Below are 23,034 nucleotides of genomic sequence, written 5' to 3'. Positions count from 1 at the left end.
GGAGGCTCAGGAATTTGAAAGCAATCAAACCGATGGTCGTACTATTCATAGCAGTAGCATTCGTAATTATCATGATTCCGGCAGTGCTTGTGCTTCCATTTTCAAATGATAAGACAAGTGGGCAGTTAACCGAGCAATTGGAAAAGAAAGGGAAGAGTGAGGGCAAAGAGGTAGCGGCAAATGAAATGAGTTCCGTAGAAGTTGCCGTTTACCGCACATCAGCAAAAAGGATTGAAAAACTGCCGATTGAATCGTACTTGAGTGGTGTGGTTGCGGCTGAAATGCCAGCAGATTTTGAAGAAGAAGCGCTGAAAGCACAAGCGTTGACGGCGAGAACCTATATTGTCAATCAGCTCATAAGCGAAAGTCGATTAGGCTTGCCCGATGGTGCCGATGTAAGCGATACGGTCATGCACCAAGTTTATAAGAATAATGATGAGCTGAAGAAACAGTGGGGCTCTGATTATAAATGGAAAATGCAAAAAATTAACAAGGCCATAAAAGAAACGGCGGGTCAAATCTTAACCTATGAAGGAAAACCGATTACTGCCACTTTTTTTTCGACAAGCAATGGCTATACGGAGAATTCAGAGGACTATTGGCAAGCTGAATTCCCCTATTTAAAAAGTGTATCCAGTCCATGGGATAAAGAAGAATCACCAAAGTTTTATAATAAAGTAGTAGTCGCTACTGCAGATTTTGAAAGAAAACTGGGTGTAAGTCTTTCTTCGGGAACATCCATAGGAACTGTCATTGAAAGAACATCGGGTAATCGCGTAGGTGTAGTGGATATCGGAGGAAAGAAAATGACAGGAAAACAGATTCGTGAGAAGCTCGGGCTGACATCTTCCGATTTTGACTGGGAGCGTCAAGGCAACCGGATTGTGATCACGACAAAAGGATCTGGACACGGAGTTGGAATGAGCCAATACGGTGCTAATGGCATGGCCAGGGAAGGGAAAACCTATGAAGACATCGTGAAATATTATTATAAAGGCGTCAAAGTTCAGTCTTCAAGTAAGTGGCTGAATACGATGACGGCAAAAAAATGAGAGATGGGAATTCCCATCTCTCATTTCTTTTCGTTTAATTTTTCTATAAAGGTCAAAAAGCCCCGTTTACGCTTGAAATAATGATATTGGACATGAAAATAAACTGCAGCTACCCCAATGATATCTTTAATGACATCTATTATGCTAGAGGAGCGGTACGGGACGAAAGATTGATGGTATTCATCGATCACTCCATAAAGGCAAGCTACAAGGGCAGCCAACAGGCTTAAACCAGGTCTCAGTTTTTGGTGTGCAGCAAGTGCCGAAACAAATAATATATACAAAAGGGCAAATTCGACCAAATGAAGTGCCTCTTTGATAAATCGGTCAAATGACGATGAGGGAAGATCAAGAATCATATCATCGGGGTTGCTCGACATTATCCAAATGGCAATCATATATAGAAAGGGCAATAACGTTAACACAAGTTTAAAAGCTTTTTTCATGATTTAAACATCCTTCAACAGTAAGATACCAAACATTTTACCATTCTACGAATAAAATCGGTTTCATTTCCACAAAATAAATCCAAAAAAATTTTTTTCCTGAATGTATATAATTTTAACAAAATGTTCAGAATGATTGCTGAGGTGATTAATATGAGAGAGGAAGAAAAGAAACCAACTTCCACAATCCGACGTATACTAAAACAACGTTGGGCATTATCAGCAATCTATATCGCAAGTGCAGCCATAATCTTAGCCGCGGCCTTCTTATTACAAAATAGTTTTAATGATTCAGCTAAAGATGGCAAAGAGGAATCGGCTGAAACAGGAAAAAACTATGGTGAGCCTTCTGTAGAGGTTAATAGCAATCTTGAGACAATCAAGATGCCTGTGGCCGATGCAGACAAATCGGTTATCAAGAAACAGTTTTATGATGTGAATGCGGATGAAAAGGCACAAGAAGAAGCATTGGTTTTCTACAACAATAGATATGAGCAAAACAAAGGTATAGACATTGCAATGGAAGATGGAAAGTCTTTCGATGTAAAAGCTTCTTTAAGTGGAAATGTAACGAAAGTTCAAGACGATGCGTTACTTGGAAATTTAGTTGAAGTAGAGCATGAAGATGGTGTTGTTACTCGTTATCAATCTGTTAAAGACATTAAGGTTGCAGTCGGTGACAAAGTGAAACAAGGACAAGCAATTGCTACAGCCGGAAAAAGCCAAATCAATGAAGAGGCTGGCGTACATGTCCACTTCGAAATCAGAAAAGATAACATTGCGTTAAACCCACTTGATTTTGTTGATAAACAAGCTTCTGCGATTCAATCTGCAACTGAAGCTGAAGCTGACAAAGAAGAAACGCCTGCAGTCGAAGGATCAGAAGCTGACAAAGAAACACCTGCAGTCGAAGGATCAGAAACTGACAAAGAAACACCTGCAGTGGAAGGGTCTGAAGCTGACAAAGAAGAAACACCTGCAGTCGAAGGATCTGAAGCTGACAAAGAAGAAACGCCTGCAGTTGACGAAACTGACGAGAGCACTGATTTAGAGAGTGGCACTGATGAGGAAGGCTCTGTCCCTGGTGAAGATACAACTGAAGAAAGCGATTCCTTAAAAGATTCGTTAAATCAATCTAATTAAGATTAAGATTTTTAATAAAATCAAAACAAAAACCTAGAGCGTTACGAATGACAACAACTGAAAATTTGGTAAAAGGAGGCCGTTCACTTTGAACGGCTTCTTTTTTTCTTTCGGGGAAATATTGGCCAATATGCTGAAACCTTTGAATTTCTGACAAATTTCTCGGGAAATAATTTACGTTTAATAAAATAAACAGATGAAATTCAGAAATAAATCCAAACCTCCTGTCCCATTAGGCATATATTCTTAACCAAGCTAATAAGATGTTATAAACCATGCAAAGAGAGTGTTTGAGGTGAGGAATCGTTTATTACAAATTATCTAATAGGTGAATAATTCTATCTTTCATTGTTTATAGGGCAGCGGTATTCGATTCGAAAAATACGAATCTCATTTCACACTTCTCACATCCAATTTGGGGAGGTCGAGTGGTGTGCACGATTACATCAAAGAAAGAACTATCAAGATAGGAAAGTATATCGTGGAAACTAGAAAAACAGTCCGCGTCATTGCAAAAGAGTTCGGAGTCTCTAAAAGCACAGTGCATAAAGACTTAACTGAGAGGCTGCCAGAAATTAATCCTGATTTGGCTAACGAAGTGAAGGATATATTGGATTATCATAAATCCATTCGTCACCTTAGAGGTGGAGAAGCGACAAAATTAAAATACAAACGTTCTGAAAGAGAAGAAGAAATCGTTAAATGATACTTGAATCATTCCGGCAATTGGAAGTGAATCGGGCTATCGGGGAATGAATAAGGGGACATGAAAGTGAGTGTCAGCTTTTTCTTAACCTTGATGCGGTTCCATGCCGGATTTTTTTAATGGTAAAATGCGGTAAGGTAGTACATAAGGCATTGATTTTTTTTACATATTGTCAAAATAGGAAATAATAGTCTGTATTAGTGTTTATTTATAATTCATACTTACTTGTGTCAATGCAATATGGTAAAATAAACAATTAGGACAGAAGTAGGTTATATGTGAGGATATTCAAGGAGGATTTAAGAAATGTTTGCTAGAGATATTGGGATAGATCTTGGAACAGCCAATGTTCTTATACATGTCAAAGGTAAAGGAATTGTGTTAAATGAGCCTTCGGTAGTCGCGATTGATAAGAATACGAACCGTGTTCTTGCCGTCGGGGAAGAAGCTCGAAAAATGGTAGGCCGTACTCCAGGAAACATCATCGCAATCCGTCCTTTAAAAGACGGTGTCATTGCAGATTTCGATGTAACAGAATCGATGCTTAAGCATTTTATCAATACATTGAATGTGAAAGGCTTTCTTTCAAAGCCTAGAATTTTAATTTGCTGCCCGACCAACATAACAAGTGTCGAACAAAAGGCGATTAAAGAAGCTGCCGAAAAAAGCGGCGGGAAGAAAGTATACCTTGAAGAAGAGCCGAAAGTGGCCGCAATCGGTGCCGGTATGGATATTTTTCAACCAAGCGGCAATATGGTCGTAGACATTGGCGGGGGTACAACGGATATTGCCGTTCTTTCAATGGGGGATATCGTTACATCTTCATCCATTAAAATGGCCGGTGACAAATTCGATAATGAAATATTACATTATATCAAGCGGAAGTATAAGCTCCTGATTGGTGAACGTACAGCGGAGAACATTAAAATCCAGGTTGCAACCGTCTTCCCTGGATCTCGTAATGAAGTCATCGATATCCGTGGGCGTGATATGGTATCGGGATTGCCTAGAACCATTTCGGTCAATTCTGAAGAAATTGAGGAGGCACTTCGCGAGCAGGTTTCCATCATTGTACAAGCTGCAAAAAGCGTACTTGAGCGGACGCCGCCAGAGCTTTCTGCTGATATCATCGACCGCGGCGTCATTTTAACAGGCGGGGGAGCCTTGCTTCACGGGATTGATTTACTTCTTGCTGAAGAACTTAAGGTCCCAGTACTCGTTGCCGAGCAGCCAATGGATTGTGTAGCAATCGGAACCGGTATCATGCTTGATAATATGGATAAATTGCCACGGCACAAATTCAACTAAAAAGCGGGTGGAAATCCGCATCATAAGATAGGGGTCTAAGGTTCAGACAAACGTGAGGCATAGTGAAAGTGCGTGCAGTTCCAGTACTGATGAGCAATAGGCCCTCTTCTTTTAGTCGAGAATTTAACACCATTCCTTTAAATTTGACCTAACCTACGATATGACAAATTCTTCTGCCTAATGCTTCTCCTTTTCCTTAAGATATTGATGTTCATGACCGATAAGATAGATATGAGATATTGAACGGATAAGTTATGTAGATTGGGGAGTGAAGAAAAGATGTTAAGAGGTTTTTATACGGCTGCTTCCGGGATGCTTGCACAGCAAAGGCGCACGGAATTACTCACAAACAATATGTCCAATTCGAATACAACAGGGTATAAAGCGGATCAATTGAGTGTAAGGTCTTTTCCGGAAATGCTCATAAGCAGCATGGGTGGTGAAACGGTTCCCACGGAGAGCAAATTGGGCGGTCCAGCTTTTCCCAGGTTAAGGGGCTAAGTACGGGTGTTTACGTACAGGAGGCGAATCCTTTATTTACCCAGGGAACATTGGAGGAAACCCAGCTTGATACGGATATTTCCCTTGTTGATGAAAACCTACCGATCAATGAGGAAACGGGTCGGAAAGGCTCGGTGTTTTTTACTGTCCAGGATGGCGATAGTACTATCCGTTATACGCGTAACGGCAGTTTCACCCTGGATGGGCAAGGTTATCTGACTACGCCGTCCGGTCATTATGTATTGAACGAAAATAATGAAAAGATCCAGCTTGATAGCGATCGATTCACAGTAGCGGAAAACGGTGTTATTTTAGAAGGAAATGTTCAAATCGCACGTTTGGAGATCTGTTATTCGGATGATCCGTCATTACAGCTCATGAAAGATGGCGAAGGTCTATATAAGGCTGTGAATGATGGGGATTTACCTAGCGCATACGCGGCTGCGGATGTCGGTTTTTCTACTAAGCAGGGCTTTCTTGAAGGCTCCAATGTTGACCAATCGAGAACGATGACAGAAATGATGTCGGCATACCGCTCTTTTGAAGCAAGTCAAAAGGTGCTTCAAGCCTATGATAAAAGTTTGGATAAAGCGGTCAATGAAGTTGGCAGGCTTTAATTGAGCAGTAGGTTAAATTCGGAAATTTGAACTGTAAGGGGAAAAACCATGAACCGGACGATGATGACGGCGACGAATACGCTGAACCAACTTCAAAGTAAAATCGATCAAATAAGTAATAATATCGCGAATGTGGACACGACAGCCTTCAAAAAGACCCAAATGAGTTTCAAGGACTTATTGACACAGAGTTTCAATAATCAACCGAGTAAGACCAAGGAAAAAGGAAGGTTGACCGCTCCTGGCATCCGGCAGGGAACAGGTGCTATGTTAAGCCAATCTCAATTGGTGCTTTCACAGGGTGCCTTAAAGACGACGGACCGCAACCTTGATGCAGCATTCACCCGGGATGACCAATTCTACACCGTAAGCGTTCAGGACGATAATGGGGTCAATACAAGGCTTACAAGGGATGGTGCCTTTTATTTATCCCCTAATGCTAACGACCAAATGATGCTTGTTACCCCTGCTGGACATAAAGTACTTGATGAAAATGGTGAACCGATCCTCATAGAGGGAAATATTAAAGACATTAAGATTTCAGAAAATGGCTTATTGATAGTGGATACGGAAGAATATGGCAAAAAGAGTTTTAGGCTCGGAATAGTCTCGGTCAAGAAACCGCAATTTCTTGACCGGCTAGGCGGGAATTTACTTGGCCTGCCCAAAAAATTCAATGCCTTGGGTGTTACGGAAGACGATATCATGACTGCATTAACAAGGGGATTCCCGCAACCAGGCAGCAGTCCGTCAAGGTACTCTGGAGTCCTCGAATGTCGATCTTTCCAAAGAAATGACGGATCTAATCAATGTTCAGCGGTCTTACCAATTTCAATCCCGGGCGGTAACGATGGCAGATCAAATGAGCGGATTAGTCAATGGAATCCGTTAAGGTACCTGGTAAATAAAATGTCTCCCTGCGGAATTAGAGCAAATCGGTTATAATGAATTCATAACAAGAGAAATCATTCGTGCCGACCATTTTGCATAGCTGCTGAATTTCTGGCGTATCGGGGAAATCAGTCGGCGAGTTTTCTTAAAAGGAGCTTTCACATTCTATATGGAACAAAATCGTGTAATGAGACAACAAATTGAAGAAGAGATAAAGGAAGTTGAGGCGAAACCGAATCGTAGGATCAAGGTCCGTCTTTTGCCAATTTGGCTTCGTTTACTCATTGTTATCGGATTGATTTTCATTGCTGTATTATCCGGGGCACTATTAGGATATAGTGTGATTGGCGGAGGACATGCAATGGATGTTTTCCAAAAATCCACATGGACCCATATTTTTGATATAGTGAACAAGGGCGCGTAGTTCCATGTTTTTTTGAAGTAGTTGCTGTCGTTAACGGATTTATATTTCATGGCAACTACGCCTCTGTCTAGATGACAGGGGCGAGTTTACGTTATGTTTGAAATATTTAAGTCATAGGAGGAACAAGTATGCTAGATATCACACAAATAAAGGAAATTATTCCGCATCGTTACCCATTCTTATTAGTCGACCGGATCATAGAAATTGATGAAGGGAAAAGAGCGGTTGGATTGAAGAATGTCTCGGCAAATGAAGAATTCTTTAATGGCCATTTCCCCGATTATCCAGTTATGCCTGGAGTTTTAATTGTAGAGGCCTTAGCGCAGGTTGGCGCTGTAGCCGTCTTGAAACAAGAAGAATATAAAGGCCGGCTTGCATTTTTCGCTGGGATTGATAATTGCCGCTTTAAAAAGCAAGTTAAACCAGGTGATCAGCTGCGTCTGGAAGTGGAAATAGTGCGTATGAGAGGGTCAATGGGTAAAGGGAAAGCAGTTGCAACGGTTGATGGGGAAACAGCATGTGAAGCCGATATCATGTTTGCTTTTGGTGACAAATAAGATTCTTTTTCCTTAACTATATATTTCAAAAAGAGGTTTAAGGAATCGTGAAGCGGTGTATATAAAAAGCACTGCATTGCTTTTTTAAAGCAAGAGCGGTTTTTAGATCTTTCTATTCTCCCTTTGAATGCCGGACATTTTTATGTCCGGCATTTTTTAATGTTTAATTCCAAATAGCAGATTTTCTTTTTAAATTTAAAATAGGACGCAAGTTATTTTCATATTCGGGCAAAATACCTAATGATAAAGAAAGAAGGGAGGTTGCCAAAAATGATGAAGAAAATTTTTGCACTACTTGGGGGATCTTTATTATCTATTATGTTCCTTGCTGGATGTGGAAATAATGATGATAATGATAACAATCCCGCACCAGAAGATGATAACAACATCATAGAAGATGATAACAATGACAATGGTGTAAATGATAACAACGGTACAGATGATAACAACGATAACGATGATGGCGTGCTTGATAACGACAACGACAACGATGATGACATCCTTGATAACGACGATAATAACGTCGATGATGATGCAGATGACTTGATTAAAGACGATGATAAAAATGACGACAAAAAGTAATTAGCACAGAATGAGAAAGACTGCTTAGGCAAAAAAGGATTAATATCCTTATCCGTCTAAGTCAGTCTTTTTTATGTGCATTCGATTTGGGGATGGAAATTAAGGGAAGGGTTTTATTTATTAGTTGCTAATTTAGGCTTTGAGCGGATTTTTTGCTTGAACTCTTTTATAAGTTCATCGCCGACGAGACCTTTTTGGACCAAATCTTCAAGAAGGAGTTCTGCATATTTGCTCCGTGTTTTTTGGATGTGACCAACAAATAAAAGGCTATAATGATTGCCCACTTTTCTTATTGTACGTAAAACAGTTTGAAACAAAGCCGGTTCATTGTCCTTTTTGGTAATGACTGCCTGGATATACACCTCTCCGTCTATATCGGGAAGTGAGGGTTCAAGTTCTTTGAAATGTTTTTCTTCTACAAAGGCTTCCAGTAACCATGATCTAGCATCGTTTTCTTTATTTATGATCAATCCATCTGTCAATGCAATATCAATCAAGTTTAAATTTTCAGTAACAATTTGCAACGAGATCAATTTGAATGATTTCATCTAATTCCTCCGTTTCTTGCAAGAAAGAGCGGCGATTACCTCTCTTAACGTAATTTTGAAAGGGTACATATCGATTAATCCTTTTAAAGGTAATTATATCATACTAAAAAAAAGTCTCTTAATGAAATGAAAACCCAACATTTGTCTAAATTATGAAGGATGGAATAAAAATTTGCAAAATATTTAATTTTGTTAACTATTCGTTTTTTACCTGATTTTAATCACTAAAAAATGTTTTTGCACCAATCCAAACGACTTTTTATGAAGAAAAATGATGTAATAAAATCATTTCCTCCATTTTTTAATCGATGGAAGAAAGCGTATGATTAAAATAATTAAAGAGGAAGGAGTGAAACAATGATTAACCAAGTTACCCTCGTCGGCAGGCTTACGAAGGATCCAGAATTAAGATACACACCTGATGGCAAGGCTGTTTCCAATATCACATTAGCAGTCAACCGGAACTTCCGTAATACTGTCGGTAACTATGAGGCAGACTTTGTACAGTGTATCATATGGAAAAAGTCGGCTGAAAATACTGCTCAATATTGTAAAAAAGGAGCCATAATCGGCATAACTGGCAGAATACAAACAAGGAGATACGAAAATCAGGAGGGTAAATATGTATATGTAACTGAAGTGGTCTCCGAGAGGGTTCAATTCATTGGAACTAAACAAAATGATGGAAAGCCCAAGGATTTTGAACATATTGGTTTATAGTGTTACCTGAAGGTTGGGCATGCTAGCTTGCTTAACAAAGAATTGTGTTACTAAGAAAATGTAAGATTTAAATTCGATACACAAAAAAGTATTTATATGACCATAATGAATAACCGATGCATGGAATTACAGGGATTTTTTATAAAACTCGGCAGTAGCATATAGAATTTTTTTTCATCCATTCATTCCCCAAAGCTAATATAGCTTTTTCTCCGCAGTAAACCCCGATTTACCCTCAAAAAAATTGAGTTATATGATTTCCCTCTTGTAATGACTGCAAATAAGCAGTCTTTTTTTTGTGCCAAAATGTGTGTAAATAGAAAAAATAAAAAAATAATTCTGTTAAATTAGAATTTTTAGAAAATATATTGTAATATTTTAATTTTGATGCAATAATAAACCCAATAATATAATGGAAAATAAGTTATATATAGGAAGTGATTTGATGGACGAACCAATTATTAAGGTTAATGGGCTTCGAACCAGTTTTCGTACGGACGATGGGGTGATCCCTGTCGTGAATTCAATCGATTTTCATGTCAATCCTGGTGAGGTTTTAGGGATTGTAGGAGAATCGGGATGCGGAAAAAGCGTAACTTCTCTGTCCATCATGGGTCTTGTTTCTTCACCGGCTGGTAAGGTGGAGGGGGAAATCCTTTTTAAAGGAGAAAACATCGCAAATGCCTCTGAAGCGAAAATGAGAAAAATTCGCGGAAATGATATAGCGATGATATTTCAGGAACCGATGACAAGCTTGAATCCCGTGTTCACTATTGGCGAGCAGCTGATCGAGACGCTTCGGATACATAAAAAATGGAATAAAAAGCAGGCACGAAATAGAGCGGTGGAAATGTTGAAGCTGGTTGGGCTTGGCCGTGCCGAGGAATTACTCAAAGAGTATCCGCATCAGCTTTCTGGCGGAATGAGACAAAGGGTCATGATAGCAATGGCCATGATTTGTGAGCCTAAACTCCTTATAGCCGATGAACCGACAACGGCTTTGGATGTGACGATCCAGGCACAAATCCTGGAATTAATGAAGAATTTAAATAAAGAAACAGACACGGCAATCATGATGATTACCCATGATCTTGGGGTAGTGGCGCAAATGTGTGAACGTGTCATCGTCATGTATGCCGGCAAGGTGATAGAGGAAGGAAATGTGCAAACGATTTTCCAAAACCCTAAGCATCCTTATACGGTCGGTTTACTTCAGTCGATTCCCGATATGCGAATAAAGAAAGAGCGCCTTTACTCGATACCGGGTAATGTGCCAAAACCTGGGACAAGCAAACTCGGGTGCCAGTTTGCCCCTCGCTGCTCCCATGCCATGGAGCAATGTATAAATGAGACCCCGTCTCTACTGGAATTCGATGAGGGTCAGCATGTTCGCTGCTGGCTTTATGAAGATGGGAAAGGAGCTTCCTTGCATGAATCGAACATTGGTTAAGGTAGAAAACCTAAAGAAGCATTTTCCGATAAAAGGAGGGGTTCTGGGAAAGACCATTGGAGAGGTCAAGGCAGTTGATGGTTTGTCTTTTTCCATTTATAAAGGGGAAACCTTGGGGCTTGTCGGTGAAAGCGGTTGCGGAAAATCTACGACGGGAAGGTTATTGCTTCGATTGCTTGAGCCGAGCGAGGGCAATGTTTATTTCGAAGGAAAGGACCTGACAGCTTTATCTTCCAGTGAAATGAGAAAGATGCGCCGTGAAATGCAGATGGTCTTCCAGGACCCATTCGCCTCCCTCAATCCCAGGCATACTATTGAAAAAATTTTGGAAGAACCGCTCATCGTTCACGGGGTTAAAGATAAAAAGGCGCGAAAGGCCCGTGTACAGGAACTTCTTAAGGTCGTTGGCCTAAGCAGTTACCATGCTAAAAGGTATCCGCATCAATTCAGTGGGGGCCAGAGGCAGCGTATTGGCATCGCGAGGGCACTTGCAGTCAATCCCAAACTGATCATTGCAGATGAGCCGGTATCTGCACTGGATGTGTCGATTCAGGCCCAAGTCTTGAATCTGTTGCAGGATTTGCAGGAAGATTTTGATTTGACCTACTTGTTCATTGCTCATGATCTTGGAGTGGTAAGGCATATCTCCGACCGTGTCGGTGTCATGTATCTCGGACATATTGTTGAATTGACGGAAAGTGAAGGGCTTTATGAAAATCCGCTTCACCCATATACACAGGCTTTATTATCGGCCGTGCCCATTCCGGATGTGGAATATAAGGGGGATAGGGTAATCCTGCAGGGAGATGTTCCAAGCCCATCAAACCCGCCCAGCGGCTGTCCATTCCATACGAGATGTCCGAAGGCGATGGCAGAATGCAATACGGACAAGCCAATCCTTACTGAACATAAACCTGGTCACTACGTTGCTTGTCATCTATACAATTGACACGACGTATACATAAATTCGCAAATAATAAGGGGGAAGAATATGAAGAAAACATTGGCATTGTTGCTGACTGGTATCCTGGCTCTTTCGCTGGCGCTTGCGGGATGCTCCTCGTCTACATCAAAAGAGAAAGATGATGGTAAAGGGGGATCGAGTGAAGCGAAGGGCGGCGTATTGATATACGGTAAAGGCGGAGATGCTGTCGGTCTTGACCCAGCTATCGTAACCGATGGGGAATCATTCATCGTCACTCAGCAGATTTTTGAAACGCTTGTGAAATATGGGGAAGATGATACGGAAATCAAACCGGGTCTTGCAAAGTCATGGGAAGTGTCCGATGACGCGAAAACATACACATTCAAATTGGAAACCGGAATCAAGTTCCATGATGGTACGGATTTCAATGCAGATGCGGTCGTAAAAAACTTCCAACGATGGGCAAAAAGTAAGGATGAAGGGAAATTTGCGTACTATGCCTCCATGTTCGGAGGATTTGAAGGCGATGAAGGTCATGTTATCAAAGAAGTAAAAGCGATCGATGCCAGCACAGTGGAATTCACTTTGAACCGTCCGCAGGCGCCGTTCCTGAAAAACCTTGCCATGCCTACATTTGCTATAGCCAGTCCTGATGGAATTGAAAAAGAGGGTGACGACTTCACTAAAAACCCATCTGGTACAGGTCCTTTCAAGTTCAAATCATGGAAACCTGGCGATACGATTGAAGTGGTGAAAAACGATGACTATTGGCAAGATGGGCTGCCTAAACTTGATGGAGTCACGTTTAAGGTCATTAAAGATAACTCTGCACGTTTAAATGCTGCAATCAAGGGTGAAATAGACCTGATGGACGGGTTGAACCCAAGTGATATCAGTAAGGTTACAGGAGATGAAAAACTGCAAATATTCGAACGTGCATCCATGAACGTCGGGTACTTTGCTTTCAATGTTGAGAAAGCGCCATTCGACAAGAAAGAAGTGCGTCAAGCCATCTCGCATTTGATCAACAAAAAGGAAATCATTGATAATTTTTATGAAGGCACAGCAGAGCCTGCCAAGAATCCTATGCCTCCATCCGTTTCTGGCTACAATGACAAAATCGAAGACTATGATTACGATGTAGAAAAAGCGAAAGAACTGCTGAAAAAGGCTGGACTTGAAGACGGATTTAAAATGGATCTATGGGCAATGCCGGTACCGCGCCCATATATGCCGGATGGTCAAAAAGTGGCTGAAGCCATTCAAGCAAGCCTAAAACAAGTCGGCATCGAAGCGAATATCGTTTCGTACGAATGGGCTGCATATTTAGAGAAAGTGCAGGCTGGTGAGGCCCAATCCTTCATGATGGGCTGGACAGGCGATAATGGAGATGCGGATAACTTCCTTTATACATTATTGGATAAAGATAATATCGGCTCCAACAACTATGCCCGTTACGCAAACGATGAAGTCCATGAACTGCTGATCGAAGCCCAGTCCACGGCAGATGAAGCCAAGCGTAATGAGTTGTATGGAAAAGCCCAGGAAATCATCCATGATGAAGCTCCATGGGTTCCGCTTGTACACTCTTTACCTCAGTTAGCCGGATCTAAGACGGTCAAAGGGTTTGTTCCACATCCAACTGGTTCACAATCCCTTGTTAATGTTTCTCTAGAAAATTAACCGTACGAACCGGGTAGTATGGAGTCTTGCATGCTTCCCGGTTTTGTTATGGAATGCATTTCAAAATGATCCAGGGCGCTTCGAAGGACCCTAATTTAAAAGGCGGGTGATTGTTTTGTTTTCCTATACCGTACGACGTTTAGGATCTCTCATTCCGGTGTTACTCGGAATGGCGTTTATTGTGTTCATGATGATACGAGCAATTCCTGGAAATCCAGCACAGGTGATTTTAGGGCAGCAAGCAACGGAAGAGGCAGTCGCTGCGATGACAAAGGAACTTGGCCTGGATAAACCTTGGTTCATTCAATTTTGGGATTACTTATCAGGGCTGTTAAAGGGGGACCTGGGTGTTTCGTTAAAAACGAATAGTCCGGTTTCTGAAGAAATTGGACCATACTTGATGGCCACGATAGAACTGGCCTTGATCGCGATGATCATCGCCGTGGTCATAGGCGTGAATGCAGGGATAGTATCAGCTTGGTTTCAAAACTCATGGTTTGATTATGTTGCCATGGTGATTGCGTTGATTGGTTTGTCCATGCCTATTTTCTGGCTGGGATTAATGGAGCAATACATCATTTCAATTCAATGGGATTTACTTCCGACGACAGGGCGGGACAATATCAGGGATCCTGTTGAGGCCATAACCGGCCTGTATTTGATAGATACACTCATGGCTGGCAGGGTTGATCAGTTTTTCGAGGTGATCAAGCATCTCATTTTGCCGGGGATAGCGCTTGCTACCATTCCGATGGCGATTATTGCAAGGATGACACGTTCGTCCATGTTGGAAGTTATGAGATCGGATTTCATTCGTACGGCTCGTGCTAAAGGAATGAAAATGTTTTGGGTTGTTTACAAGCATTCCTTTAAGAATGCCTTGATTCCAGTGGTGACGGTTATCGGTCTGCAGACAGGATTACTTTTAGGCGGCGCCATTTTAACGGAAAACATTTTTGGATGGCCAGGTATCGGTACATATATTTATGATGCAATCCTATCTCGGGATTATCCGGTGATACAGTCCGGAATTCTCGTCATCGCCTTTTTGTTTGTCATGATTAATCTAGTTGTGGACTTGTTGTACGCAGCGATCGATCCTAGGATTAAGTATAAATAGGGAGGGAAACTCATGCCTGAAATAGCAACGAATACTCCGCCAATCCTTCCTCCAAAAGAGGCAGAGGAAAAAGTCATCTCTCCCTGGAAGGAAGGCTGGAAAAGCTTTAGGAAAAACAAGGTAGCCATCGTGGGTCTGGGGATTGTTTCATTTTTCATCTTAATCGCCATCTTCGCGCCCGTTATAGCACCTTATTCATTTGATGGGCAAAAGCTAAGTGATAAACATTTGGCCCCGTCTGCGGAGCATTGGTTCGGGACGGATGAATTTGGCCGGGATATTTTGAGCAGGGTCATTTATGGCTCGCGCATTTCAATAGGGGTCGGCTTCTTATCTGTTGCCGGATCTGTTGTGGTTGGGTCTTTTTTGGGGATCATTGCCGGTTATTACGGCAAGTGGATAGATACGATCATATCGAGGATCTTTGATATTATTCTGGCCTTTCCTAGTATCTTGCTTGCCATTGCTGTCGTTGCCGTTTTGGGGCCCTCCCTTCGCAACGCACTTATTGCCATCGCCATCGTCAATGTCCCGATATTCGGCCGGCTTTTACGGTCACGGGTCTTAACGGTGAAAGAAGAGGAATATGTAACGGCTGCAAAGGCAATTGGAATGGGGGACGGCCGCATTCTCCTTCACCACGTCCTTCCGAATAGCCTTGCACCGATTATTGTTCAAGGTACCTTGGCGATTGCAACAGCCATCATTGAGTGCGCAGCACTCGGCTTTCTCGGTCTCGGTGCACAGCCGCCAGCACCAGAGTGGGGGAAAATGCTCGCCGATTCCAGGGCGTTCATCATTCAAGCTCCATGGACGGTTCTCTTCCCTGGACTTGCGATCATGCTTACGGTACTCGGCTTTAACCTAATGGGGGATGGGCTGCGCGATGCCTTGGATCCAAGAATGAAAAACTAGAAGTAAAAGGGTGATGTTAGTTTAACATCACCATCTTTTTGCCGTTTATCTTGTAAATCTAACAAAATATGAAAAATAATAAAAAAATCCTAGTTCTAAATAGGAAAATAGTGACTATTACCCCTTAAAATCACCCCAAAAGTTGTGATACTTTTATACTCAGTAAGAATATTCCAAAAATTGCTTATTTTAGAGGAGGAAGGTTCATTGATCAAACGTAGCTTGTCCATTCTAGCAATCTTTCTATTAGTATTTACTGCAAGCGTTTCCGCAGCCAAGCTCCCAGATCCCCCGACAGGCTCGGGCGGTGCAGGTAAGAAGAATCAGGAAAGCATTATAAAGCTGAAGAAAAATGACTTGGGGAAGAAATACAAAAGCAATGAGAAGGTCAGGGTCATCGTAGAGATGAAGGAAGCCCCGGCAATAGAAACGGCTTCGAAAGAAGGGAAGCTTTTTAAACAGTTATCGAAAAGTAAAAAACAACAATTAAAGTCTGAAAAGCTAGCTACTCAGAAGAAATTGAAAAAGAAGGTGAAAGAGAAAAAAATAGCTTTCAAGGAACTTGAGAGTTTTACGACAGTCGTCAATGGATTCAGCGGTGAACTTCAGTATGGTGAGATCAAAAAGGTGGAAGCCATGCCTGAAGTTGCTGAAGTACATATAGCGAATGAATATGAACGTCCTGCAGAAAAACCCGAAATGCTATATAGCAAAGAGCTTGTCCAAGCCCAGGAAGCATGGCGGGAATATGGATATAAAGGGGAAGGGATGGTCGTCGGGATTATAGATACTGGAATCGACCCATCTCACCGTGATATGGTCCTGAACGACGAGAATAAGGCTGAACTGACTGAAAGTGAAATCAGCGCGATGAAGGAATCCAGCCATCTATTAGGCAATTACTATACGGCCAAGGTTCCTTATGGATACAATTACATGGATGAAAATGAAGAAATCCTTGACCTTGGTGAAGAGGCTTCCATGCATGGGATGCATGTGGCAGGTACGGCCGGAGCCAATGGAGATGAAGAGAATGGCGGCATTAAAGGAGTTGCTCCTGAAGCCCAGCTGCTTGCATTAAAGGTCTTCGGAAATGATCCCGACATGCAGACAACATGGGGCGATATATATATTAAGGCGATTGACGATGCCATCATTCTTGGGGCGGATGTGCTGAATATGAGCCTTGGTTCCACTGCAGGCTTTGTATCGGCAGACGATCCGGAGCAGCAGGCGGTATCCAGAGCTGTTGATAATGGGATCCTCATGTCGATTTCAGCAGGAAACTCGGCACACTTTGGAAATGGATTTGCCAACCCATCAGCCTCGAACCCGGACATTGGCGTTTCAGGTTCACCTGGACTTGCTTACGATTCTGTACAAGTGGCATCGGTAGAGAATAATTATATGGATTTGGATGCAGCGACTTATGAAATAAACGGTCAAGCAGGAAAAGCTCCATTCATGTCGGCTTCAAGCGTGCATCCCAATGCCTTGAAGGATAAATCACATGAATTGGTGGCTGCTGGTCTTGGGACGCCAGAGGAGATTTCCAAAGTGGATGTTAAAGACAAGTTCGCCCTCATCGAGCGCGGCACGCTTTCTTTTATAGAAAAGGCGCAAAATGCCCAGGCAGCAGGAGCGACAGGAGTCATAATTTACAATAATGCTGACGGATATATTTCCATGGCTACAGATCCAAGCATCACCATTCCCCAGCTGTTCATGTTGAAATCGGATGGTGCAAAGCTGAAAGCGGCCTTAGCGGATGGCGAAAAGGTGATGATTACCTTTAATGGTGATAAAACAAAAGCTGTAAATCCAGAAGCAGGGAAAATGAGCTCATTCAGTTCATGGGGAGTCGCACCGAACTTGGATTTCAAACCGGAAATCACCGCTCCGGGCGGACAAATTTATTCAACGCTGAACAATGATGAATATGGAATGATGAGTGGTACTTCGATGGCGGCGCCGCATGTTTCCGGCGGCTCGGCACTGGTTCTGGAAAGAGTGGATAAAGACTTTAAATTAGAAGGCTCGGCACGGGCTAATTTAGCGAAGAACCTGATGATGAATACATCAAAACCATTAACGGACCAAGGGGTCGTCAATAAGTCACTTGACTGGAAAAATCCTTACTCGCCTCGCAGGCAGGGAGCCGGGGTCATGCAGCTGCAATCCGCATTGTCAACACCTGCTGTCGTGACCGAGGCATTCACGAAAGAAGCGAAGGTTGCCATGAAGGAGGTCGGCAATAAGTTCGCCTTTACTTTAAAGGTTGAAAACTTCAGCAACAAAGCAGTCAAGTATGATGTAAAAGGAAATATCCAAACAGACTATGCAATCCAGGGACAACTGGGCTATTCCGCTAACGTGCTGGAAGCACAGGAAATTAAGAACGCTACGATTAAAATCAATGATAAAAATACAAATAAGATTACCGTTCCTGCAAAAAAATCGATTACATTCGAAGTGAAAGTGGACATATCCGACGCAAAGGTACTTGGTGATGACCTTCAAACTCTTGTAGATATTGACAAGGTGTTTCCAAACGGCTATTTTGTTGAAGGGTTCATCTCATTGAAGGATCCAGCCGATACGAATCCGGAACTGAATGTACCGTATGTAGGATTTAAAGGGGAATGGGACAAAGCCCCAATCCTGGATGGCACCAAATATGACAAAGAATCTTTCTATGGCATGGCAGGGGGAGTATCAACAGCAGGTGAAGATTTCACGTATCTTGGCTATGACCCTGCGGGGAAAACATTCAATGGCAAAAAAATCGCGATTTCCCCAAATGGCGATGGTGCACAGGATGACTTCGTGCCTGTCCTATCATTCTTAAGGAATGCGAAAAAGGTAGAATACAATATATTGAATGGTGAAAATAAATCAGTCCGGAAACTTCGCACAGAGAATAATGTACGCAAGGACTATTATGATGGCGGACTAGGGACCGCATACACGCTGGATCCGGCCCGTAAATGGGACGGTAAAATCAATAATGCACTCGCTAAGGATGGGGTCTATTATTTTGAAATCAAAGCGATGATAGATTACGAGGGTGCAAAATGGCAGACGGTTAAAATGCCAATCAAAATCGATACGGTAAAGCCGACGGTCAAGATTTCGAAAAAAGGCAATGTATTAACCATCCAAGGTAAGGATAATTTGAATGGTTCAGGGCTTGCTTATTACGATATACAAGTCGATGGAGCATCCATCATGGAAGAGCCGCTCCCGGCTAATGCTAAACAATTCACCCTACCTAATGTAAAAGGGGAAAAGGTTCAGGTTGTGGCAATCGACTATGCAGGTAATGAGAAAACGGCTGAAACCGAATTGGCCGGTGATTCGGCTCCAATCGATAATCATGCACCAGCTGTAAAGATCAAGAGTCCTGAAGCCTTGAGCGTGAACAATAAAAAGAAAATCAAAATAACAGGAGAAATTGAAGAAGCGTCTGAAATAAAGGAATTTAAAATCGACAATAAAACGGTACCTGCAACGTATAACAAAACGAATAAAAAATATGAATTCTCATATGAAAAGAAATTCGAAGATGGTGTCCAAAGCTTCACGGTTAAAGCAACCGATAAATGGGATAACACGGTTTCCTTTAAAAGGACGATAATGGTCGATGCAACAAAGCCGGGTTTAAAAGTTAAAGGCGTACCGGAAACTGTGGGATTCAAAGGCAAAAATCCAAAAGTGGACGTGACGGTAGAAGATAATTTCGATGAAATCCGCCTTTACCTGAACGGAAGTGAAATATTCTATCATGAATTCAAGGAACCATACAAAATGCGTTCCTATAAGAAAAAGATAGAGGATTTGGAACTGCCGCTTAAGACTGGCAACAACAAGATTGAATTTAAGGTAACCGATCTTGCAGGAAATGAATCGAAAAAATCCTTTAACATTAATAAAGCAAAAAAATAAACGAAAGGCAGCCCTCTTATTCAAGAGGGCTGTTTTTTGTGGACAAATTAGAAGAAAGCGAGTTTGCCTACAGTTTTTTCTTAATAAGTTCCAGTTGATTTCTGAAATCCGCTCCCTTTCCGCCGACTGTCTGCCAAGCCTCCTGCCGCAAGCATCTAGCGGGGTCTCGGCTAGCCAGTTATTCGGCAGGAGTGTCGCAGATTTCTTCAATTTCATTTCATATGAAAAGGTAAAAATTCATGGAGGATAAATAACTCTTCCTTTATTCATGGTTCGGGTTAATCCATTCCGAAGCTCCTTTTGTACGAAGCCTACAGTATGCTTTAAAAAACCATACCAGTTGATTGAAACGAAAGGTACGAGACTCCTGCGGGAAAAGCGTGTCTAGGGGAGACCCCCACAGGCGCAAGCCGAGGAGGCTCCCCGACCGCCCGCGGAAAGCGAGTGCCTGGAGTGGAAATCAACGTTTCAATTGTACAAACCCTCAAAAAAACTGTAGGCAAAATCAATTATTATCGAGTTGTTCTATAGTCTAAGCTCTCTTACCCAAGAGGGCCGTTTTTGTGTAATAAGATTTCCGGATTTTGAATTTTTCGTGAAGATGGAGTAGTTTACTGTAATTTCACCGTGCTAATATGGAAATCTCTTGGTGAGGAAGTTTTTTCATTATCCGGCAGGTATATCGAATAGGATAAAAGAATTAGGTATAAAGGGTTTATTAAAAGGAGGGTATCTATGAATTATAAGAAGAAATCTAGCAATAAAGTAAATAGCATTGCAATTACAGTGAAATTCGAAAGGAGAGGAAGCGACAGGTCATATCTTACAAAAACGAGTTTCTTTGATGCACTTCAGCACGTCCATTCTCCCTTTGAAAAGGATCCCCGCTCAGATTCACCCTATCAGGATTTTCCTCTATGTCAGGAGGTAACCCTTTCTTTTTTTGAGAGAGGTGCTAAAACATCTATTAATTATGACCCCCACCAAGGAAAAATCATCATTGAGGAAAGTTCAGAGACTTATCAGCTGAATAAGGGGGAGGCGCTTACTGCAATCCTCGATCATATCATGATCAATCATGGCTATCACCATTCTTTTTTCATCATCCAGCAAAAAGAGCGGAACGTAAAAATGAAAGCTGTCAATAAGTGATATGGATGGAGCTGCCACGGCAGCTCCATTAATGTTTCGCCATGATGAGCGTTTCCTATCCTTGGAGATGTCAAACCAACCGCCGAATGATCTTTGAAAGGGTTTGGATGCCATAAGCTAATTGTTCCTCCGAGGCGTATGAATATGAAAGCCGTATATGTGTATGGTTATTTGGTTCGTATATGTATCCCGGATTAAGAAGTATGTTTTCCTTTATCGCTTGCTTGAAAAGGTTTGGATTCACGATGGGTTTACACAATTTAAGCCATATATAAAATCCGCCTTGAGGTATTTGCCATTCGGCCAGCCCTTTAAAATATTGATTGAGAAGAGTTAATGTAAAATCCCTGCGTTCCTTCAACTTTTGCCTTAGCCACTCTATATGCTTAGAATATTGACCATTTGCTAACCATTCTGCCACAAGGTGTTGGGAAAGTGCACTGGAACCGTAATCCATTTGCATTTTGATGTCCGCTAAACGTTCAATCACAGTTATGGGGCCAGCAATCCAGCCGATGCGCAATCCAGGGCTTAATGTTTTGGACATGCTGCCAATGTGTAATACAAGGCCATCTACATCAAGGGATTTTAATGGCGGCGGCGGTTCCTCATCAAACCACAAATCACTATATACGTCATCTTCAATAATCGGGATCTGTTCTTCTTTGCATAGTGATAGGAGGTTAAGTCTTTCTTCTTTTGACCATGTAGTATTCGTTGGATTGTTAAACGTTGGGATAGTATAAAACAGTGACGCTTTCTTCCGTCCATTGATGCGCTTCATTTGTGTCGGGATACTTTCACGTCCTTGTTTTGATAAACCTACTAAATGCATGCCCGCAGATTGAAAAGGGTGGACGGAATTTAAATAGGAAGGGGATTCATGTAAAATCATCGATCCCTTTTGAAGTAAACCAACTGAAATCAACTGGAGTGCCTGAAGCCCGCCAGAAACGACCATGAGGGAGCTGGGACTTGCGTTGATCCCTTTTGTTTCTAAATAAACACTTATACATTGGCGAAGTCTCTTGTCACCCTTGGGTTCGGAATATCCTAATGAGTGCGCATCAAAGGAAGTGGATCGCAACGTCTTTTCGATTTGCTTTGTAGGCAACAGAGCTGGAGATAATTCCCCAGTGCCTAGTCTGATGATGGCAGTGTCCGTTTCATACTGATTAATATCCTGAATCGTTTTTAAATTAGGTTCATGAAGGCCATTCCGGACATAGTTTTTCCAGTCGGGCTGTTTGCTGGAGACGAGCACATTCCATGTATTATTGGAAACGAATGTGCCAGAGCCAAGCTTAGTTTCCAATAATCCGTCTGCAATCAACTCATCTATGGCTGTGATGATGGTACTTCGGTTTACGCCAAATGAGTCGGCCAATGAGCGTTGTGATGGAAGCTTAGTGCCAACTGGCCATTCCCCCCGTGTAATTTGTTGTTTGATCCAATCTACTATTTGTCGGTGAAGTGATTGCGCGGAAGACCGGTTTGGTCCCCATTCGATAAACATACGAAAACCACTCCTTTCATGTTCTATATTCATTATAAATTGGTTGGTTTGAAGACCAACCAATTGGATGGTCAATTCCTTTGTTTAATTCATTATACTGAATATGAAGGAAGGGGGTATTCATATGGGTCCATTTTTTCATGGATTATTATTGGCATTAGGGCTGATACTTCCATTGGGAGTGCAAAATGTTTTCATTTTTAATCAAGGAGCAATCCAACCTACAATAAAAAAAGCATTGCCAGCAACGATCACGGCTGCAATTTGTGATACGGTGCTCATTCTGTTAGCTATTTTAGGTGTATCGTTGATTGTCATGCAATACGATTGGTTGCGCCTTACATTAATCATAATCGGCGTTATATTTTTATTGTATATGGGCTTTCAGATTTGGTTTGCCAAATCAAACTCACAGTCAGGTGTCCAATCCATGCAGATGTCGACAAAAAAACAAATTGTATTTGCTCTATCCGTATCATTACTGAATCCGCATGCAATCCTGGATACGATAGGTGTAATCGGTTCGAGCTCACTTGTTTATTCAGGAAAAGATAAAATGATTTTCACCATGACGTGCATCTTTGTGTCATGGTGCTGGTTCCACGGATTATGTCTTGCGGGAAGATTACTGAAAAAGGTTGATACATCTGGAAAATTCCTTGGAGTATTAAATAAAATTTCTGCAATTATCATTTGGATCACAGCCCTCTATATGGTGAAGTCGCTTTTTTGAATCAGATAAACGTTTTCGAACCAAACGATGCCATGTATAACAGGACGTCTATGTATAAAAAAAGGGGAATGCATATCATATATGCATTCTCCCTTTTTTT

At 41.8% G+C, this 23,034-nt stretch carries 21 protein-coding genes and 1 pseudogene; 19 read left to right on the top strand and 3 right to left on the bottom strand.

Annotated elements, in window-relative coordinates; all coding sequences use genetic code 11:
• The first annotated feature begins 14 nt into the window (after nucleotides 1-14).
• On the top strand, nucleotides 15-1,052 hold the full coding sequence (gene spoIID, locus NYE65_RS11575; RefSeq protein WP_223255874.1) for a stage II sporulation protein D: 1,038 nt from the start codon (nucleotides 15-17) through the stop codon (nucleotides 1,050-1,052).
• 20 nt (nucleotides 1,053-1,072) lie between these two features.
• Here the strand turns inward: spoIID and NYE65_RS11570 are convergent, their stop codons facing one another.
• Entirely contained in the window at nucleotides 1,073-1,498 is a 426-nt protein-coding gene (locus NYE65_RS11570) for a VanZ family protein (protein ID WP_057278178.1), read from the bottom strand.
• A gap of 153 nt (nucleotides 1,499-1,651) precedes the next feature.
• On the opposite strand from NYE65_RS11570, the gene NYE65_RS11565 reads away from it, so the two are divergent.
• From NYE65_RS11565 to NYE65_RS11520, 9 genes and pseudogenes are all read left to right on the top strand, one after another.
• Nucleotides 1,652-2,641 carry a peptidoglycan DD-metalloendopeptidase family protein gene (locus NYE65_RS11565; protein ID WP_340860973.1) on the top strand — a complete coding sequence of 330 codons (990 nt, stop codon included), beginning with the start codon at nucleotides 1,652-1,654 and terminating at the stop codon, nucleotides 2,639-2,641.
• Between the two features lie 433 nt (nucleotides 2,642-3,074).
• Nucleotides 3,075-3,347 carry a sporulation transcriptional regulator SpoIIID gene (gene spoIIID, locus NYE65_RS11560; RefSeq protein WP_034315767.1) on the top strand — a complete coding sequence of 91 codons (273 nt, stop codon included), beginning with the start codon at nucleotides 3,075-3,077 and terminating at the stop codon, nucleotides 3,345-3,347.
• A 306-nt stretch (nucleotides 3,348-3,653) separates the two neighbouring features.
• Nucleotides 3,654-4,655, top strand: a complete 1,002-nt coding sequence (locus tag NYE65_RS11555) for a rod shape-determining protein (protein WP_048685812.1) — start codon at nucleotides 3,654-3,656, stop codon at nucleotides 4,653-4,655.
• Between the two features lie 279 nt (nucleotides 4,656-4,934).
• The gene (locus NYE65_RS11550) at nucleotides 4,935-5,156 is read left to right on the top strand and encodes a flagellar basal body protein (RefSeq protein ID WP_340860972.1); all 222 of its coding nucleotides are present in this window, start codon (nucleotides 4,935-4,937) and stop codon (nucleotides 5,154-5,156) included.
• Between the two features lie 50 nt (nucleotides 5,157-5,206).
• Entirely contained in the window at nucleotides 5,207-5,773 is a 567-nt protein-coding gene (locus NYE65_RS11545; protein ID WP_340860971.1) for a flagellar hook-basal body protein, read from the top strand.
• A gap of 48 nt (nucleotides 5,774-5,821) precedes the next feature.
• A pseudogene (locus NYE65_RS27230) lies at nucleotides 5,822-6,665 on the top strand (flagellar hook-basal body protein).
• 168 nt (nucleotides 6,666-6,833) lie between these two features.
• A complete protein-coding gene (locus tag NYE65_RS11530) occupies nucleotides 6,834-7,088 on the top strand; it encodes a DNA-directed RNA polymerase subunit beta (protein WP_053087418.1) in 255 nt (84 codons plus the stop codon).
• A gap of 128 nt (nucleotides 7,089-7,216) precedes the next feature.
• Nucleotides 7,217-7,645 carry a 3-hydroxyacyl-ACP dehydratase FabZ gene (gene fabZ / locus NYE65_RS11525; RefSeq protein WP_034315755.1) on the top strand — a complete coding sequence of 143 codons (429 nt, stop codon included), beginning with the start codon at nucleotides 7,217-7,219 and terminating at the stop codon, nucleotides 7,643-7,645.
• Between the two features lie 270 nt (nucleotides 7,646-7,915).
• Nucleotides 7,916-8,227, top strand: coding sequence for a hypothetical protein (locus tag NYE65_RS11520; RefSeq protein ID WP_328175743.1), 312 nt, complete (start codon nucleotides 7,916-7,918; stop codon nucleotides 8,225-8,227).
• A 113-nt stretch (nucleotides 8,228-8,340) separates the two neighbouring features.
• Here NYE65_RS11520 and NYE65_RS11515 read toward each other — a convergent pair whose 3' ends face one another.
• Nucleotides 8,341-8,775, bottom strand: coding sequence for a YwpF family protein (locus tag NYE65_RS11515; RefSeq protein WP_034315749.1), 435 nt, complete (start codon nucleotides 8,773-8,775; stop codon nucleotides 8,341-8,343).
• 357 nt (nucleotides 8,776-9,132) lie between these two features.
• Here NYE65_RS11515 and ssb point away from each other — a divergent pair, with 357 nt between their 5' ends.
• The 8 genes from ssb (at nucleotide 9,133) to NYE65_RS11475 (ending at nucleotide 20,685) form a co-directional block, all read left to right on the top strand.
• A complete protein-coding gene (gene ssb / locus NYE65_RS11510; protein WP_053536875.1) occupies nucleotides 9,133-9,495 on the top strand; it encodes a single-stranded DNA-binding protein in 363 nt (120 codons plus the stop codon).
• A 445-nt stretch (nucleotides 9,496-9,940) separates the two neighbouring features.
• The gene (locus tag NYE65_RS11505) at nucleotides 9,941-10,945 is read left to right on the top strand and encodes an ABC transporter ATP-binding protein (RefSeq protein WP_328175741.1); all 1,005 of its coding nucleotides are present in this window, start codon (nucleotides 9,941-9,943) and stop codon (nucleotides 10,943-10,945) included.
• Nucleotides 10,926-11,894, top strand: coding sequence for an ABC transporter ATP-binding protein (locus tag NYE65_RS11500; protein ID WP_328175740.1), 969 nt, complete (start codon nucleotides 10,926-10,928; stop codon nucleotides 11,892-11,894). The genes NYE65_RS11505 and NYE65_RS11500 overlap by 20 nt, the downstream gene beginning before the upstream one ends.
• A gap of 42 nt (nucleotides 11,895-11,936) precedes the next feature.
• Nucleotides 11,937-13,553 carry an ABC transporter substrate-binding protein gene (locus NYE65_RS11495; protein ID WP_057278170.1) on the top strand — a complete coding sequence of 539 codons (1,617 nt, stop codon included), beginning with the start codon at nucleotides 11,937-11,939 and terminating at the stop codon, nucleotides 13,551-13,553.
• A gap of 115 nt (nucleotides 13,554-13,668) precedes the next feature.
• Nucleotides 13,669-14,673, top strand: a complete 1,005-nt coding sequence (locus NYE65_RS11490) for an ABC transporter permease (protein ID WP_034316217.1) — start codon at nucleotides 13,669-13,671, stop codon at nucleotides 14,671-14,673.
• Between the two features lie 12 nt (nucleotides 14,674-14,685).
• Nucleotides 14,686-15,588, top strand: coding sequence for an ABC transporter permease (locus NYE65_RS11485; protein WP_309077004.1), 903 nt, complete (start codon nucleotides 14,686-14,688; stop codon nucleotides 15,586-15,588).
• 207 nt (nucleotides 15,589-15,795) lie between these two features.
• Complete coding sequence (locus NYE65_RS11480) at nucleotides 15,796-19,533, top strand: S8 family serine peptidase (protein WP_340860970.1); 3,738 nt, start codon at nucleotides 15,796-15,798, stop codon at nucleotides 19,531-19,533.
• A 735-nt stretch (nucleotides 19,534-20,268) separates the two neighbouring features.
• Nucleotides 20,269-20,685, top strand: coding sequence for a hypothetical protein (locus NYE65_RS11475; RefSeq protein WP_340860969.1), 417 nt, complete (start codon nucleotides 20,269-20,271; stop codon nucleotides 20,683-20,685).
• A gap of 70 nt (nucleotides 20,686-20,755) precedes the next feature.
• Here the strand turns inward: NYE65_RS11475 and NYE65_RS11470 are convergent, their stop codons facing one another.
• The gene (locus NYE65_RS11470; protein ID WP_340860968.1) at nucleotides 20,756-22,201 is read right to left on the bottom strand and encodes an aminotransferase-like domain-containing protein; all 1,446 of its coding nucleotides are present in this window, start codon (nucleotides 22,199-22,201) and stop codon (nucleotides 20,756-20,758) included.
• 124 nt (nucleotides 22,202-22,325) lie between these two features.
• Here NYE65_RS11470 and NYE65_RS11465 point away from each other — a divergent pair, with 124 nt between their 5' ends.
• Nucleotides 22,326-22,934, top strand: coding sequence for a LysE/ArgO family amino acid transporter (locus NYE65_RS11465; protein ID WP_340860967.1), 609 nt, complete (start codon nucleotides 22,326-22,328; stop codon nucleotides 22,932-22,934).
• Nucleotides 22,935-23,034 lie beyond the last annotated feature (100 nt).

Origin of the sequence: Peribacillus sp. FSL R5-0717, assembly GCF_038002945.1 — a bacterium.
GTDB classification, from domain to species: Bacteria; Bacillota; Bacilli; order Bacillales; family DSM-1321; genus Peribacillus; species Peribacillus frigoritolerans.
The sequence above is the reverse complement of the archived record's forward strand: the minus strand, read 5'-3'. Positions and strand labels throughout refer to the sequence as shown.